This is a genomic window from Rhodococcus sp. 05-339-2 (genome assembly GCF_002258965.1).
In the GTDB taxonomy this organism is placed as follows: Bacteria; Actinomycetota; Actinomycetes; order Mycobacteriales; family Mycobacteriaceae; genus Rhodococcoides.
Window position 1 is genome coordinate 505383 of the sequence record NZ_NOYW01000004.1, and the last position, 14734, is coordinate 520116.

Here is a 14734-nt window from a genome sequence, read left to right on the forward strand (position 1 = left end):
GATGCGGTGGTGCGAATGAACGGCAACCTGATCAAGGCCGGGATCGCGGCCCTGTGGACCTACGGCGGCCGCGGCATCGGCCTGCTGTGGACCGTCGCGCTGATCGCCAAGCTGGGGATCAGCGATTACGGCCAGTACGCGATGGCCTTCGCCCTCGCCGCGATTCTGGCTGCGCCACTGGATCATCCGTTCACCGTGCGATCGATTCGCGTGACCGAACGCGATTTCCTGGGCGAGCGCACTACCCGCGTACTCGTCGGCGCCGTGCTCGTCGTCGCTGGGCTGTGTCTGGTTCAGGTCAGTTACATCGCCTGGTTCGCCCTCGTCATCGGCGGTGGTGAGCTGGTCTTCAACGCATACAAGAGCAGGGCACTGCGCGACGGCCGTCCCGACCTCACACAACGACTGGACACCACGAGGCAGGCAACGTCCATCGCGCTGGCGACGGCGTACTTGTTCGCCGTTCCCGACCCCACGTTGACAATCGCCAGCCTGCTCTACGCCGCACCGTATTTCGTGATCGCACTGCTCGCAGCACTGCAGGCCCGGGTAGCCGCGCCGCGCGTTCCCGGCTCGTGGCGCGAGATGTCGATGCTGTTCTCGGAGAACCTCGCCAACGCGGTCTACATCCAAGGCGACGTGCTGCTGCTCGGCTTCCTCACCGATTCCACCATCGCCGGCTACTACTCCGTTGCCGCGGTGACCGCCTGGGCGGTGGCCTTCATCGGACAGGCCTTCGGCAACACATTCCACGAAAAGCTGCGTGCAGCAGACGGACTCGTCAGCGCCGGACCGGCCTTGAAGCACACCGCGGCTCTCGGCACCGCAGCGGGCTCACTGCTGCTGGTGGCCGGCCTCCTGCTCTTCTTCACGCCCGCGTCGGATCAGATCGCGGGCGCCCTGGTGGTGATGTCGCTGTTCGTGGTGATGCGGGTGATGAATCACGTGTTCACCACCGTGCTCTACCTCCAGCACCGCGACCGCACGCGAGTGCTGGCGGCCGCAACCCTGGCACCGCTGAAAATGGTCCTCGTCCTGTGTCTGTTCCCGTTCGGTGCTGTCGGCGCAGCCGTCGCCTCGGTGATCACCGACGCCGTACTGCTCGTCTGGTTCATGCGCGCCCTGTACCGCACTGCGGTGAAAGACAATTCGGTGAAAGAAGAGGTGCCGCAATGAGACGCGCGACGTTCCTGCTGTCCAAGGACCCCGTCACCGAACACGGCGGCGACATCGCACTGTCCCGGTTGATGATGCAGCTCGCCCGTGAGGCGTTCGAGGTGCGATCGATCTGCCTGTCCAAGGAGACCCACGTCGTCCCCGACGTGGTGCGCGTCCCCAAGCCGACCGTCGACGTCGCTCTGCTCCTGAAGTCGGTGCGGCCGACGCGCTCGGTGGTACACGGACGCTACGACGTCGACGCCTTCCGCGACGCCATCGACGCATCCACCTCCGATGTGTATGTGGCCGAACACAGTTACATGGCCGAATCGTTCCTCCGCTCGGCCAAGATGGGGTCACCGTTCGCGATCAACACCGTCAACACCGAATCGCAGGTGTGGAAGGTGACCCGTGGACTGATCGGCCGCATCGAGGCACCCCGCATCCTGCGGGACGAGATCCGCGTCGCCCGCGCGGCCCATGCCGTCGGGACCTACGACGCCGACGAGGCCCAGATGTACCGAGACAACGGAGTCCGCGACGCTCGGTGGATCGACCTCACCCTCGAACCCGCGCCGCAACTCGACCTGTCCCAGACCGCGAAGCGCTTGGTGTTCATGGGGACTCGCGATTGGCCACCGAACCAGGAGGCCTTCAAGATCGCGCTCGAATACTGGCCGGCGATCTCGGCGCGAATCGAGGGTGCCGAACTGTGCATCATCGGCGCCAAGGCTCCCGGCGCCAAGGATCCCGTCTACCCCGCCGGCGTGCGCGATCTGGGCTTCGTCGACGATCTGCAGGAATTCCTCGGCACCTGCCGGGCACTGATCGCCCCGGTCGCCACCGGCGGCGGCGTACGCGTCAAGATCCTCGACGCAGCCAGCAAGGGACTCCCCGTCGTCGGTACCTCGGCGGCCGTCGGATCACTGGATTCGATCTTCGAGCTGCCCACGTTCGACGACAAGGAGCAGTTCGTCGCCGAATGCCGCCGCTACCTGCTCGACCGCACCGCCGCCGTCAAAGCGGGGGAGCGAATCTACGAGCTGAACACCGCGCGGTGGAACGACCGTGTGCCCCATTCGACCGTCGAAGCACTGATCAGCGCCCCGTTGACGAGCACTTAGGATGACCGCCATGACCTTCCGCTCACGCCTGCTCACCGTTGCCGCCGCCGCCGCGATCGCCGTCGGACTCTCCTCGCCTGTCGCGCAGGCGGCCCCGGCCGACCTGGGCTTCACCGGTGGCGCACCGTTTCTGACGCTCGACGACGCCACGCTGAACAACGAACTCGGTGCCGGACGCGACATCGGTGCCTCGTGGGTACGGGTGGTCGTGAACTGGGCCGCGATCGAGACAGCCCCTGGAGTCTACGACTGGGGCAACACCGATCGCGTGATCAACGCCGCGAGAGCGCAGGGCTATTCGGTACTGGCCGTGCTGGGCGGAACCCCCGGATGGGCGCAGGGCGGCATCGCCTCACCACTTCCCGGCGCAGTTCCGCTCGATCCCAACACCTTCGGCGCATTCACCGGCGCAGCCGCTGCACACCTCGGCGATCGCGTCGACCACTACGAGGTGTGGAACGAGCCCAACATCCCCACCTTCTTCGCACCCGTCGATGCAGTCCGCTACACGAACATTCTGCGCGCGGCCTACCCCGCGATCCACAACGCCGACGCCGGAGCCACCGTGCTGAGCGCCGGCCTGGCGACCACCATCAACGCCGGAGCCTGGACCGTCGCGCCGGTGACCTTCCTGCAGCAGATGTACGCCGCCGGAGCAGCCGGATTCATGGACGCCGTCGCCATGCACCCCTACACCTTCCCCTTCACCGTCGAGAACGACCCCAACGGCCAATGGGCACAGGTGGATCAGGCCTACGGCACGATGGCGGCCAACGGAGACGGTGGCAAGAAGATCTGGATCACCGAGCTCGGCGCACCCACCGGCACCGGCGCGGGAGCTGTTCCCGAGGATCTGCAGGCCGCCATCATCGGCTCGAGCCTGGCCAAGGCGTCGTCGCTCCCCTACGTCGGCCCGGTGTTCGTGCACTCCCTGCGTGACTCGGGAACCAACCTCGCCGACACCGAACAGAACTACGGACTGCTGCGCAGTGACTTCAGCGCCAAGCCGGCCTACGACGTGGTGCGGGGTTCGTAGCGGACGATCAGTCTTCTGCGGTCGCGCTGTGACAGCCGGCGCGAATGTGTGCACGCATGATGGCCTCCACCCACTCGGCGTCCTCGCATTCCAACGCGTCGACGATCTCGAGGTGATGTGCTGCGCTGCGCGAAATCTCCTTGGCGCTGTACTTGCGAAAAGTTCGTGCTGCAACAAGAGGTTTCAGCAACGCGATGGCCATCTCCGCCATTCGCGCGTTCGGACACTTCGACAGCACGGCGGTGTGGAAGGCATTGTTCAGACGCGCGATCTCCGGCAGGTCCTCGGCCTCGACGACGATGTCGTGCATCCGCTGCGCCGTACGACGTAGCTCCGCCAGTTCCTCGACCGAGAAATGCCCCGTGGCAAGCTTGGCGGCGTGCGGTTCCAGGAGCGACCGAGACGAGTAGATCGCCTCGACCGTCTCTCGGGTGAACTCGGTGACCCTGGCCCCCTTGTTCTTCTCCACCGTGACCACGCCCGTGGTGGCCAGAGTGAGAAGCGCTTCACGCACCGGAGTCCGGCTGACGCCGAGCCGCCCGGCGAGTTCGGCCTCGTTCAGCTTCTCGCCCGGGCTGTAGAGACCCGAGACGAGCAGGTCCAGGATCTTGTCGCTCAGCTCGGACACTGTGTGTGCCCGGCCGTCGGAGGTGTTCTCACACGGGCCATTGTGCATCAGCGAGCTGTTGCCTGGTGCCACCTCGGGAGACGAACGAGTACGACGGCGTTCCGGTGAACCTCTCACCGGCCCGCACCATTGCCAGATAGGCATCGAGGTCGATGCCCGTCTCGATCCCGAGCGAATCCAACAGCGCCACCACGTCCTCCATCGGGGCGTTGCCCAGAACGGACGGGTCGCCGGGAAACCACATGTCTCCGCCGAGGCCCCCGAAGGACGCCTCGATCCAATCGGCTCCCGCGGACAGGCTCGCCAACGCGTTGACGGTGCCGAAGCCGTTGCGGTTGTGCAGATGAACCCCCACCGGGACCCCGGGGTGACGGCCCTTGACGCGTCGAACACCGTCGTAGAACTCGTTGGGAGTTTCCACCCCGCTCGTGCCCGCCAGGTACAAGGAGTCCGCTCCGGCATCGACCACGCGCTCGATCACCGCATCGAGTTGGGCAGCGTCGACCGCGCCGCGGCACGGAGCGAAGAAGGCGGTCGCCACCGCCGCGCTGACTTTCTTTCCCGAGCGATGACCCTGGTCGACGATCGCAGTGAAATCGTGCAGCAACTGCTCGGGCGTCGAATTCTGGTTCTTCGCGGCCATCTCGCGATCGACCGGGATGATCGCAACGATCTCCTCGATCTGCGTGTCGCAGGCCCGTTGTGCGCCGCGAACATTGGGTACCAGCGCCTTGTAGTGGACGCCGTCTCGTCGCGGTGCCTGCTCGATGATGCGTTCGGCATCGCTGAACTGCGGCAACACTTTCGGGTGCGCGAAGGACGTGATCTCGACGGTGGTCACACCGGAATCGACGATTCCGTGCAGCAGCTCGAGTTTGTGGTCGGTGTCCACGAACTGCGACACCGCCTGCAGACCGTCTCGTAGGCCGACCTCGACCAATCTCGCGCTCGTGGGCAGCCCGTCGAACACCATCAGATGGTCCCCGCGGCACGGAAGCCGTCGATGGCCTCGCGCGTGAATTCGCCGACGGTGCTTAGGATTTCGTCGGTGTGCTCGCTGAGCTTCGGGCCGGGCCAGCGCACCGACCCGTCGGTACGACTGAGCCGGGGGAACGTGTTCTGCATCGGCACCTCGCCCAGGGTCGGATGCGGGGTGGTGATGATCGATTTGCGGGCGATGAACTGCTCGTCGCCCAACATGTCCTCGGGTCGGTAGATCTTGCCGACCGGAACCGAATGCGCGAGCAGCAGCTCTTCGAGTGCACGCGCATCGTGCTCGATGGTGAACTTCCCGACCATCGCATCGAGTTGTTCCTGCCGCTCGCCACGCGCACCGTGCGTGCTGAACTGCGGGTCGGTGGCCAACTCCGGCATACCCATCGCCTCGGCGAGACGTGCGAACACCGTGTTCTGGTTGGCTGCGATCAGGACCCATCCGCCGTCCGCGGTGGGGTAGACGTTGCTGGGCGCGACATTCGGCAGAATGGCACCACTGCGTTCGCGCTGATAGCCCGAGATGACCCACTCCGGCACGATCGATTCCATGATGCCGAGTACGGCCTCGTAGATGGCCGAATCCACCACTTGTCCACGGCCACTGCGGGTTCGTTCGTACACCGCACCGAGTGTTCCGATGGCGGCGAACACCGCAGCCAGGGTGTCACCGATCGAGATTCCGACCCGTGACGGCGGCGTCGAGGGATCTCCCACCACGTAGCGCAGTCCGCCCATCGCCTCGCCGATGGAGCCGTAGCCTGCGCGCGAGGAGTACGGGCCGCTCTGACCGAACCCCGAGACCCGAGCCAGAACCAGGCCCGGGTTGTCGGCCGAGAGCGTGTCGTAGTCCATCCCCCACCGCTCCAAGGTTCCCGGGCGAAAATTCTCGACGACGATGTCGGACCGCGAGATCAACGTCCGCGCGATGCCCTGCCCCTCGGGGGTGCGCAGGTCGACCGTCACCGATTTCTTGTTGCGACCGACGACCGACCACCACAGCGATTCGCCCTGCGGACGCGTCCGACCCCATTCACGCAATGGGTCTCCGGTTCCCGGCTGCTCGAGCTTGATCACCTCGGCACCGAGATCGCCGAGAATCTGCCCGCAGAACGGCCCGGCGATCAGCTGACCCATCTCGATGACGCGCAGGCCCTCGAGGGGGCCGGTTGACGCCGGCCGAGGTGTACTCGTCTCATCCGTGGCTCGATCGTCGACAGTCACAGCTTCTCCTCTATTGCATGCAATCAATGTTTCGTTCCCGGCTCTGGCCCAGTTCTACCAGCAATCGGTGTTCTTTTGCATACAATCAGGTTAAAGTAGTGATCCGCAACACATACCGTTGCGGCAGCCCGATCCCCTCATCGCGCACCGAGATTTCAGGAGAGTTCGTTGACGTCAACCCGCCCGACCGAATCCGAAGTCGACACCCAGGACGGTGAACGCGCGTCGGACATGAATTCGACCCTCGGTTTGCCGATGCGCTGGTTCGTACCCATGGCGCTGGCGATCATCGTGCTGGCGTACCTGTTCACCCCCGCGAAGGGAATGACGGCGGGCTTCGCCACCACGATGGCCCTCGGCGGCCTGCTGATGGTGATCGGTAACGCGATCCCGTGGTTCAACCGCATCGGCGGTGGCGTCATCCTCGCCATCCTGGTTCCGGCCGTGCTGTTCAGCTACAACCTGATGCCCGAGCGCACCGCTACGGCGATCGACGACTTCTACACCCTGTCGGCGTTCGGTGAATTCGTCGTCGCCGCATTGATAGTCGGCAGCATCCTCGGAATGGACCGCTCTCTGCTGATCAAGGCGGGTTCGCGCATCATCGTGCCGATCGTGGCCACCATCGCGGTGTGTTTCGCTCTGTTCGGATTCATCGGGTATCTCACCGGATACGGACTCGGCAAGATGTTGTTCTACGTCGTCGGGCCCGTTCTCGGTGGAGGCGTTGCGGCAGGGGCTATTCCGATCTCCGAGATCATCGCGCAGAACACCGGCGGAGCCTCGACCGACTACCTGTCGATGCTCGTGCCCGCAGTCGTCGTGGCCAACACCGTCTGCATCGTCGTGGCGGGTGCGCTGGCGTGGCTCGGCAGGCGAAAGCCGAACCTGTTCCCCCGCTTCAACGGCAACGGCGAACTTGCCGTCACGAAGTCGAAGATGATCGTGCCGGTGGGCAGAGCAGTGTCCTCGGCAGACGCCGTTCGCAGCTCCATCATCGGATTGTTCACTGCCGGAATGCTGTTCATGATCGCCGACGCCATGTCGTTCTACCTCCCCTCGATTCACAGCTACGTCTTTCTGATCGTGTTGTGCGCCATCGCGAAGATCTTCCTGCCCATCCCGGACTTCCTGGTTCAGGGTGCGGACATCTGGTACAAACTCGTCGCAAGCGCCTTCATCCCGGCCATCCTGGTGGCAGTGAGCATCGTGGCGATCGACTTCAAGCAGGTGCTGACCCTGCTCAACGATCCCGTGTACATGTTCTCCACCATCGCAGTCGTTTTCGTCGCCCTGTTCGCCGCCGGATTCGTGGGATGGCTGGTACATCTGCACTTCATCGAATCGGCCATCTCGGGCGGACTCGGTCTGGCCGACTTCGGCTCGAGCGGCGACCTGGCCGTACTGGGTGCCGCGAATCGACTGGAACTGCTTCCCTTCCTGTCCATCTCGTCACGCATCGGTGGCGGACTGGTGGTGTTGACTCTGTCGATCCTGGGGCCTCTCGTGCTGTGACGCGGACCTGACCCACCGGCCGATGCCGAGCGGTATGGAACAACGTTCCAGTTGTGGCAGGATCTGGCCATGACGAACACGAAGCCGACATCAGCTCGACGTTCGGATGCTCTGTCGAAAGAGCGCATCGTGACGGTGGCGATCGAGATGCTCGATGAGGGCGGAACCGACGCGTTGACGTTCCGCACTCTGGCCGCACGTTTGTCGACAGGCCCCGGAGCGCTGTACCACCACCTCGGCAACAGAGACGATCTGCTCGCGGCGGCGGCCGAAACCGTCATGGCATCGGCCTTCGAATCATCGTCCGAGAACGGTGCGGCAGAACATGATGTTCGAGGCCTGATGATGAGAGTGTTCGACGTGATCACCACCCGTCCATGGGTGGCAACGCAACTCGCCGCCGCTCCGTGGCAGCCGGCCGTCTTGCATCTGTTCGACCGCATCGGAACCGAACTCGACGCACGCGGAGTTCCGAACGATGCGCAGTTCGACGCCGCATCCGTCCTTCTGTACCACGCTATCGGGGTTGCGAGTCAGCGCGATGCCGGGAGGGAACTGGCCGCCACGGTGACGGACCGTGCGGCATTTCTCGACTCCACGCGCACAGCAGTGACGGACACCGGCGACTATCCGTTCCTGACTCGGATCTCGTCGCAGTTCGCAAGCCACGACGACCGCGAGCAGTTCCAGGCCGGAATCGACATCATCCTGGCCGGCATCGACCGAGGTTGAACCGAACGCCAGCCGACACCCCCGCTTGACAGGCTTGGAACAGTGTTCCATTCTTAATTGGAACGGCGTTCCAACAACGAGCGGAGACAGTCATGGGTTCATCCATCTCGATCATCGGTGCAGGCCTCGGCGGCCTGGTGCTGGCACGGGTTCTGCACGTACACGGAATCGCCGCCACGGTGTACGAGGCCGACACCGCGGCCGACGCTCGCACACAAGGCGGACAGCTCGACATCCACGAGCACGATGGGCAAGTCGCCCTGGCCGGAGCCGGGCTCACCGAGCAGTTTCGGGCCATCATTCACGAGGGAGGCGAAGCGACTCGCGTACTACGCCCGAACGGCGAGGCTCTGTTCGACGAATCCGACGACGGCACCGGGGGTCGACCGGAGGTGCTGCGCGGCGACCTGCGACGCATTCTGCTCGACTCACTGCCCTCCGACACCGTTCAGTGGGGCCACAAGCTCGCCTCCGTGCGCCCGCTGGGCAATGGGCAACACGACATCGAGTTCGAGAACGGAACCACCACGGTCAGTGATCTGCTCGTCGGCGCCGACGGCGCGTGGTCACGAGTCCGATCTCTGCTCTCCGCCGCCGTGCCCGAATATGTGGGCACGGTCTTCATCGAGACCTACCTGCACGACGTCGATGCGAGTCACCCCGCCACCGCCCGGGCAGTCGGTGGTGGCGCAATGTTCGCCCTCAGCCCGGGTAAGGGAATCACCGTGCACCGAGAGGTCGGCGGCATCCTGCACACCTACGTTCAGCTCAACCGCAGCCCCGAGTGGATCGACGCGATCGATTTCTCCGACGCCGCTTCCGCCAAAGCAACGATCGCAGCCGAGTTCGACGGGTGGGCAACGGAATTGACGGCGTTGATCACCGACGGGGAGACCGCGCTGGTTCCCCGCAGGATCTTCACGCTGCCCAACGACCACCACTGGGATCACACATCGGGAGTGACACTCCTTGGCGACGCCGCGCACCTGATGCCGCCATCCGGCGACGGCGCGAATCTGGCGATGTTCGACGGTGCCGAACTCGCTCGCGCGATCGCCGGTCACCGCGGCGACCTCGACACAGCTCTGTCGGTCTTCGAGAAGGCCATGTTCACCCGAAGTGAAGCGGTGGCCGTCCAGGCACACGAAACGCTCGACCTGTGTCTCGGGGAACGATCCCCGTTCGGGCTGATCGACCTGATCACCGGCGTCACCACCGGCAGCTCCGGTGATCGCCTCGCGCAGTAGCACATTCGCTGTCCGCCGCGATGTCGAGTGCGAGGGTGGGACCCGACCGCCTCCATGTCGGTCATGATGTACCGGTGCCGACTACCGATCCGTTCCATGCCCTCGTTCTGATGAATGCAGTGTTCGCCTCTGCCGCATGGAGCTCGCCAAGCCCTCGTGGCCGGCAGCGATATCGCTGGTTGTCGCCTCCATCCTGTGGTTGTTCTTCAACGCCCCCATCGAAGGCGCAGTGTTGTACGTGGTCGACGCGGACAGAGGGTTGACCGAATCCGACTTCCTCACTGTTGCCGGGGTGATCCTGGCTGGGGTGACCGTTGCCAGAGTCCGTCGCGGCCGGCGACCGGGCGTCGACTCCTGAGCTGGTACCTCGTCGGTCAGATGTAGTCCTGTAGATGGATGCGCAGTCGAGTACCCGGTGATTGACTCTTCCCCGTGAGTCGTCCGATGAGTGTGTCCGTCACCCGAAGTCGCTGGTCGATCGTCGTATTGGCATGCGGCGGGGCGGCGTTGGTGGCCGCGTTCGTACTCGGCCCAGCTGCGTTGCTGCGCGGACGCTATCCGCAGTTCCAGGATCGATCCGTCATGAGTGAGCTGCTCGGCCGCGGCTTGGTCGAGTACTGGGGCAGCGGCGCTCGCACCTATCCGCCCGGCTTGGCGGAGATGGTGGACTACTGGTTCGAGTGGCACGCGATCAAGATCGTCATCTCGGTGCTGCTGACCGTGGTTCTGGGTCTGCTCGCGGCGACTCTGTGGCGGCGATCTCTGGCAGCAGGCGTGGGTTACGTGGTCACTGCGGCCACTACGACTGTGCTGTCGTTGTTTTCGGTGTTCGTAGCTGTGCTCAACATCCAGTCGACGGTCGCACCCGTGATCGCCCTGCTTCCGATGCTCTCCGCTGACAATGCGGACGGGCGAGCGGCGCAGTCTCTGATCGAGAACGGCGTGCAGAGTGGAGACACCAGGCCGCCTCTGCTCGAGTTGCTCACACAGGTCGAGCACTACAACTGGGCGGTGATCGTCGCTACCGCAGTGGTGATCGCGGTCGTCGGTACCGGAACCGTGATCGCCTTCCGACGCTACGGATCGACGGACGGTGCTCACCGTCGGATGTTCGTCATCCTCGGATCGCTCGGCACGGTGATGACGATCGCGATGGCGCTGCTGTTCGTCGCGGCCGTTGTTGCCATCGTCGATCCCGGCGCAGCCCTGCTCGGCGCGGTCGGTCTCTGACTCTATTGCCGGCTGCGATCGCGGGCACGTGCACGGAATTGGCCGAGTGCGAGGACGATCAACGCGACTCCCAACAGCGTGAGGGGAATGTGGGCGAGCGGAGCGTAGATGTCGAGTACGACGAGCTGCCATACCACCCACCCGATGGTCACCAGCCCCACGCACGCGACGTACACCGCCGCTTCGGACGCATCGACGAGCACCGCGGCCACGCAGATCAACGGCCCGAGGCCGAGAAAGAACAGCACGAACAACCCGGATACGCGGTAGTCCCAGGTGTGCCACGAAGGGAGCATTCCGACGTCTAACCCGAGCGACCGCCCACTGGGGTCGGAGGTCAAGGACAGTCCGTTGAACATCCCGGCTGCACCGAGCACGATCAGCAATGCCACCGTCGAGAGCTTGTTCACGGTGGCGTCATGAGTTGGTCGTCCTTCGGTCGTGGCCGCCGCACCCCGGCGTAGCTGTTGATCCTGCCAGAAGGAGGCCGCTCGGTCTTGTTCTATCCGAGAAAGCACTATGCGAGACTCAGCGTATGAGCATCAAGCTCGAAAACGTCGGCATCGCCGTCCGCGACATCGAAGCCACGATCGACTTCTTCACCGAGCTCGGCCTCACGGTCCTCGGCCGCGACACGGTCAGCGGTGAGTGGGCGGACACCGCCGTCGGTCTCGACGGCAACCACGCCAAGATCGCAGTGCTGCAAACCCCGGACGGCCTCGGCCGTATCGAGCTGTTCGAGTACATCCACCCCGACGCCATCGAGACGACGCCGACGCTGCCCAACGAGATCGGCATGCACCGCATCGCGTTCTCGGTCGACGACATCGACGCCGCTCTGGCGATTGCAGCCCGCCACGGTTACTTACCCCTGCGAGGCGTGGCCGATTACGAGGGCGTCTACAAGCTCACCTACCTCCGCGGGCCGAGCGACATTCTTCTGATGTTCGCCCAATCGCTTTCGACTCCCGAAAGCTAGGTCACCGCGTTGGCGGCTCGAACAACCGCGTCGAGGGTGGCTGACAGGACGGAGCGATCGATACCGGCCGCCCACTCGGAGCCTGCGGCAGTGCGATATTCGAGCATCGTGACGGCATCGCTGTCGTTGCCGGCCCGCACACTGGTCTGGGTCAGGCCGAGAATCTCCACGTGACGGCCATGCGCGGCCAACGCGTCGACGAGTGCCTCGACCGGGCCCACTCCCCCGTGTGACGTGCTGTAGGACGTCCCGTCGATCTTCAGTGTGACGCAGGTGTCGGCGGAACCCTTGTCATCGTGAGAGTCGAAGCCGATCAGCGTCACATCGGCGTCGTCGATATCGATGTACTCCGCCCTGAAGATGTCCCAGAGCTGCTCGGCCGACAGTTCGGTACCGATCGAATCGGTGCGGTTCTGCACGTGCCGGGCGAGGTCGATCTGAAGGCGACGCGGGAGTTCGATGCCGTAGCCGGTTTCCAGAAGATAGGCGATTCCTCCCTTGCCCGATTGCGAGTTCACTCGAATGACAGCGTCGTACGAGCGACCGATGTCGTTGGGGTCGATCGGCAGATACGGCACCCGCCATTCGATCTCGCCTTCGGAGCGACCTTCGCTCACCGCTCGCGTGCGGTGCTCGGCGAAACCCTTCTTGATGGCGTCCTGGTGCGTACCACTGAAGGCGGTGTGCACCAGATCGCCCACATACGGGTGCCGAGGATGGATCTCGAGCTGGTTGCAGTGTTCGACGGTGCGGCGAATCTGGCCGATGTCGGAGAAGTCGATCATGGGATCGATACCCTGTGCATGCAAATTGAGTGCGAGAGTGGCGATATCGACGTTTCCGGTGCGTTCGCCGTTGCCGAACACACAACCCTCCACTCGTTGCGCACCGGCCAGAACTGCCAGCTCGGCGCAGGCAATCCCCGTGCCGCGGTCGTTGTGCGGATGGACCGAGAGGATCACGCTGTCTCGACGCGCAAGGTTGTTGTTCATGTACTCGATCTGGTCTGCATAGACATTCGGTGTCGCCACTTCCACGGTGGCAGGCAAATTCAGGATGACCGGCCGCTGCTGCGTAGCGTCCCACGCAGTCGTGACTGCATCGCAGACGTCGAGAACATAGTCGGGTTCGGTGAGATTGAAGACCTCGGGTGAGAATTCGAACCGCACGTTGGGCAGGTCGCCGGCAAGTTCGAGAACGTCGGCCGCGCCCGAAAGTATCAGTGAGCGAAGCTCGTTGGCCTCGCGGCCGAGTACTACCTCACGCCATGTCGGAGCAGTGGCGGTGTACATGTGGATTACCACGTCGTTGGTGATGCCCTGAATCGACTCCACTGTTCGCTCGATCAGGTCACGTCGAGCCGGGGTGAAGACCACCACGGTGACGTCGTCCGGTGCGAGGTCGGTGTGAGCAAGCAGTCGCACGAAATCGAAATCGGTTTGCGAGGCCGACGGATAGCCGACTTCGATTTCCTTGTAGCCCATGGCAACCATCAACTCGAAGAACTGCTTCTTGCGGGCAGGATCCATCGGCTCGGGAAGCGCTTGGTTACCGTCGCGGAGATCGACAGGTACCCACAGCGGTGCCTCGGTCAGCCGTCGGTCCGGCCATTGACGTTCCGTAAGCGGAATGTCGACCTTCGAGTAGACGTCACGGTAACGATGTGACGGCATCTGGGAGCGCCGCTGCCGATTCCAGGTGGGCGCACCGGAGGGGACGGGACCAGCGGGAGTGGACAGGGTGGGAAATGCAGACATGGTGGAGGTACCTGTTCTGATCGGACGGTGAGGCGAACCGGCAGGCATCGGGCTCCACGACGGGGTTGCCGGTCCTGGCTATGCCCCGTCGTGGCCGATAAGGAGAAGGCCCGTGAATGTGCGCATGCGAGCAATGTATCACTACTCCTCAGACAAGCTGAGGAGTATTGTTCCGGTGTGACCGCGATACGCCGAACATCCTTGGCCGATCAGGCCGCCGAACTTCTGCTTGCACGAATTCAGTCCGGCGAGTGGCCGATCGGCACCAAACTGCCAGGTGAAACCACCCTTGCCCCCATGTTCGACGTCGGTAGATCGACGATGCGCGAGGCCATCAGACAACTGGCGGGGCGCGGAATCCTCGTCACCCGGCAGGGCTCCGGAGTCTTCGTCGAATCACTCGACGAGGCACGTACGGAATGGGACCGAGTTCTGCAGCGGGTTCACATCACCGCAGTCCTCGAAGCCCGCCTCGCGATCGAAGGTGAGGCCGCCGCCCTCGCCGCAACCAGACGCACCCCCACCGATCTCGACACCATTCGCCGCTCACTCGAAACGCGCAACACCGCTCGCAGCGACGCAGTCGATCTGGTGAACGCGGACATGGCTTTTCACCGCTCCATCGTGGTCGCGTCACACAACGACATTCTGCTCGGACTCTTCGACTCCATGGCACCACGTCTCCGCGACGCCATGATCGACATGTTGCGAATGGCCGGATCGTTCGGCGACAAGGCCGACCACGACACGCACGCAGACGTCGTCGAGGCAATCGGGGCCCGCGATTCACAAAAAGCTCACGTCCTCACACGCGCGCACCTGCTGGAGTTGTCGGAGTCGATGAATCCGTCGATGTAACGGGCCGGCAGGTAAGGGAGGAACAAGGTGTATCCGGGATGGGACTACATGCGGAACGACAGCTTGGTGTGGCGACGCCGCCGTATGGGTGGCCGAGACAGTACAAACGGAGTTGGCCGGATACGAATTCGTGCAGTGGCCGAGCCACGGCAAGCACTTACTGAAGCCGTCCGCCGACGCGAACGGGGCGCGATGGATAGATCCGCACGACAACACCGTGGTGGCCGATATCGGATCCCTCTGCCTTCGCTGA

General features: G+C 64.0%; 16 protein-coding genes. 11 read left to right on the forward strand and 5 right to left on the reverse strand.

Annotated features, from left to right (window positions below; genetic code table 11):
- The first annotated feature begins 15 nt into the window (after window positions 1-15).
- Genes CH273_RS03440 through CH273_RS03450 form a run of 3 tightly spaced genes read left to right on the forward strand, consistent with a single transcriptional unit; the run spans window position 16 to window position 3318 of the window.
- The gene (locus CH273_RS03440; RefSeq protein WP_032396561.1) at window positions 16-1176 is read left to right on the forward strand and encodes a lipopolysaccharide biosynthesis protein; all 1161 of its coding nucleotides are present in this window, start codon (window positions 16-18) and stop codon (window positions 1174-1176) included.
- The gene (locus CH273_RS03445; protein WP_032396562.1) at window positions 1173-2282 is read left to right on the forward strand and encodes a glycosyltransferase; all 1110 of its coding nucleotides are present in this window, start codon (window positions 1173-1175) and stop codon (window positions 2280-2282) included. Before CH273_RS03440 ends, CH273_RS03445 begins: the two co-directional genes overlap by 4 nt.
- 1 nt (window position 2283) lies before the next feature.
- Window positions 2284-3318, forward strand: a complete 1035-nt coding sequence (locus CH273_RS03450; RefSeq protein ID WP_230596910.1) for a hypothetical protein — start codon at window positions 2284-2286, stop codon at window positions 3316-3318.
- Window positions 3319-3325: 7 nt separating this feature from the next.
- Here CH273_RS03450 and CH273_RS03455 read toward each other — a convergent pair whose 3' ends face one another.
- Genes CH273_RS03455 through CH273_RS03465 form a run of 3 tightly spaced genes read right to left on the reverse strand, consistent with a single transcriptional unit; the run spans window position 3326 to window position 6163 of the window.
- The gene (locus tag CH273_RS03455) at window positions 3326-3946 is read right to left on the reverse strand and encodes a GntR family transcriptional regulator (RefSeq protein WP_032396563.1); all 621 of its coding nucleotides are present in this window, start codon (window positions 3944-3946) and stop codon (window positions 3326-3328) included.
- Window positions 3947-3974: 28 nt separating this feature from the next.
- Window positions 3975-4919, reverse strand: coding sequence for a beta/alpha barrel domain-containing protein (locus CH273_RS03460; RefSeq protein ID WP_052049842.1), 945 nt, complete (start codon window positions 4917-4919; stop codon window positions 3975-3977).
- Window positions 4919-6163: a CaiB/BaiF CoA transferase family protein gene (locus CH273_RS03465; RefSeq protein WP_045197130.1), complete on the reverse strand. Its 1245-nt coding sequence runs from the start codon at window positions 6161-6163 to the stop codon at window positions 4919-4921. The genes CH273_RS03460 and CH273_RS03465 overlap by 1 nt, the downstream gene beginning before the upstream one ends.
- 168 nt (window positions 6164-6331) lie before the next feature.
- On the opposite strand from CH273_RS03465, the gene CH273_RS03470 reads away from it, so the two are divergent.
- From CH273_RS03470 to CH273_RS03490, 5 genes are all read left to right on the forward strand, one after another.
- Window positions 6332-7678 carry a 2-hydroxycarboxylate transporter family protein gene (locus CH273_RS03470; protein ID WP_032396564.1) on the forward strand — a complete coding sequence of 449 codons (1347 nt, stop codon included), beginning with the start codon at window positions 6332-6334 and terminating at the stop codon, window positions 7676-7678.
- 69 nt (window positions 7679-7747) lie between these two features.
- Window positions 7748-8410 (forward strand): TetR/AcrR family transcriptional regulator, encoded by a 663-nt coding sequence (locus CH273_RS03475; RefSeq protein ID WP_032397214.1) that lies wholly within the window; start codon window positions 7748-7750, stop codon window positions 8408-8410.
- Window positions 8411-8502: 92 nt separating this feature from the next.
- Window positions 8503-9657: an FAD-dependent oxidoreductase gene (locus CH273_RS03480; RefSeq protein ID WP_032396565.1), complete on the forward strand. Its 1155-nt coding sequence runs from the start codon at window positions 8503-8505 to the stop codon at window positions 9655-9657.
- Window positions 9658-9793: 136 nt separating this feature from the next.
- The gene (locus tag CH273_RS03485) at window positions 9794-10015 is read left to right on the forward strand and encodes a hypothetical protein (RefSeq protein ID WP_306436881.1); all 222 of its coding nucleotides are present in this window, start codon (window positions 9794-9796) and stop codon (window positions 10013-10015) included.
- An 86-nt stretch (window positions 10016-10101) separates the two neighbouring features.
- On the forward strand, window positions 10102-10887 hold the full coding sequence (locus CH273_RS03490; protein ID WP_032397215.1) for a hypothetical protein: 786 nt from the start codon (window positions 10102-10104) through the stop codon (window positions 10885-10887).
- A 2-nt stretch (window positions 10888-10889) separates the two neighbouring features.
- On the opposite strand, the gene CH273_RS03495 is transcribed toward CH273_RS03490, so the two are convergent.
- On the reverse strand, window positions 10890-11297 hold the full coding sequence (locus CH273_RS03495; protein WP_032396566.1) for a hypothetical protein: 408 nt from the start codon (window positions 11295-11297) through the stop codon (window positions 10890-10892).
- A gap of 125 nt (window positions 11298-11422) precedes the next feature.
- On the opposite strand from CH273_RS03495, the gene CH273_RS03500 reads away from it, so the two are divergent.
- Complete coding sequence (locus tag CH273_RS03500; protein WP_032396567.1) at window positions 11423-11866, forward strand: VOC family protein; 444 nt, start codon at window positions 11423-11425, stop codon at window positions 11864-11866.
- Here CH273_RS03500 and CH273_RS03505 read toward each other — a convergent pair.
- Complete coding sequence (locus CH273_RS03505) at window positions 11863-13623, reverse strand: 2-isopropylmalate synthase (protein WP_052049846.1); 1761 nt, start codon at window positions 13621-13623, stop codon at window positions 11863-11865. The two genes, CH273_RS03500 and CH273_RS03505, sit on opposite strands and share 4 nt — an antisense overlap.
- A gap of 177 nt (window positions 13624-13800) precedes the next feature.
- On the opposite strand from CH273_RS03505, the gene CH273_RS03510 reads away from it, so the two are divergent.
- Complete coding sequence (locus tag CH273_RS03510) at window positions 13801-14481, forward strand: FadR/GntR family transcriptional regulator (RefSeq protein ID WP_032396569.1); 681 nt, start codon at window positions 13801-13803, stop codon at window positions 14479-14481.
- 88 nt (window positions 14482-14569) lie between these two features.
- Window positions 14570-14734: a hypothetical protein gene (locus CH273_RS27580; RefSeq protein WP_155290812.1), complete on the forward strand. Its 165-nt coding sequence runs from the start codon at window positions 14570-14572 to the stop codon at window positions 14732-14734.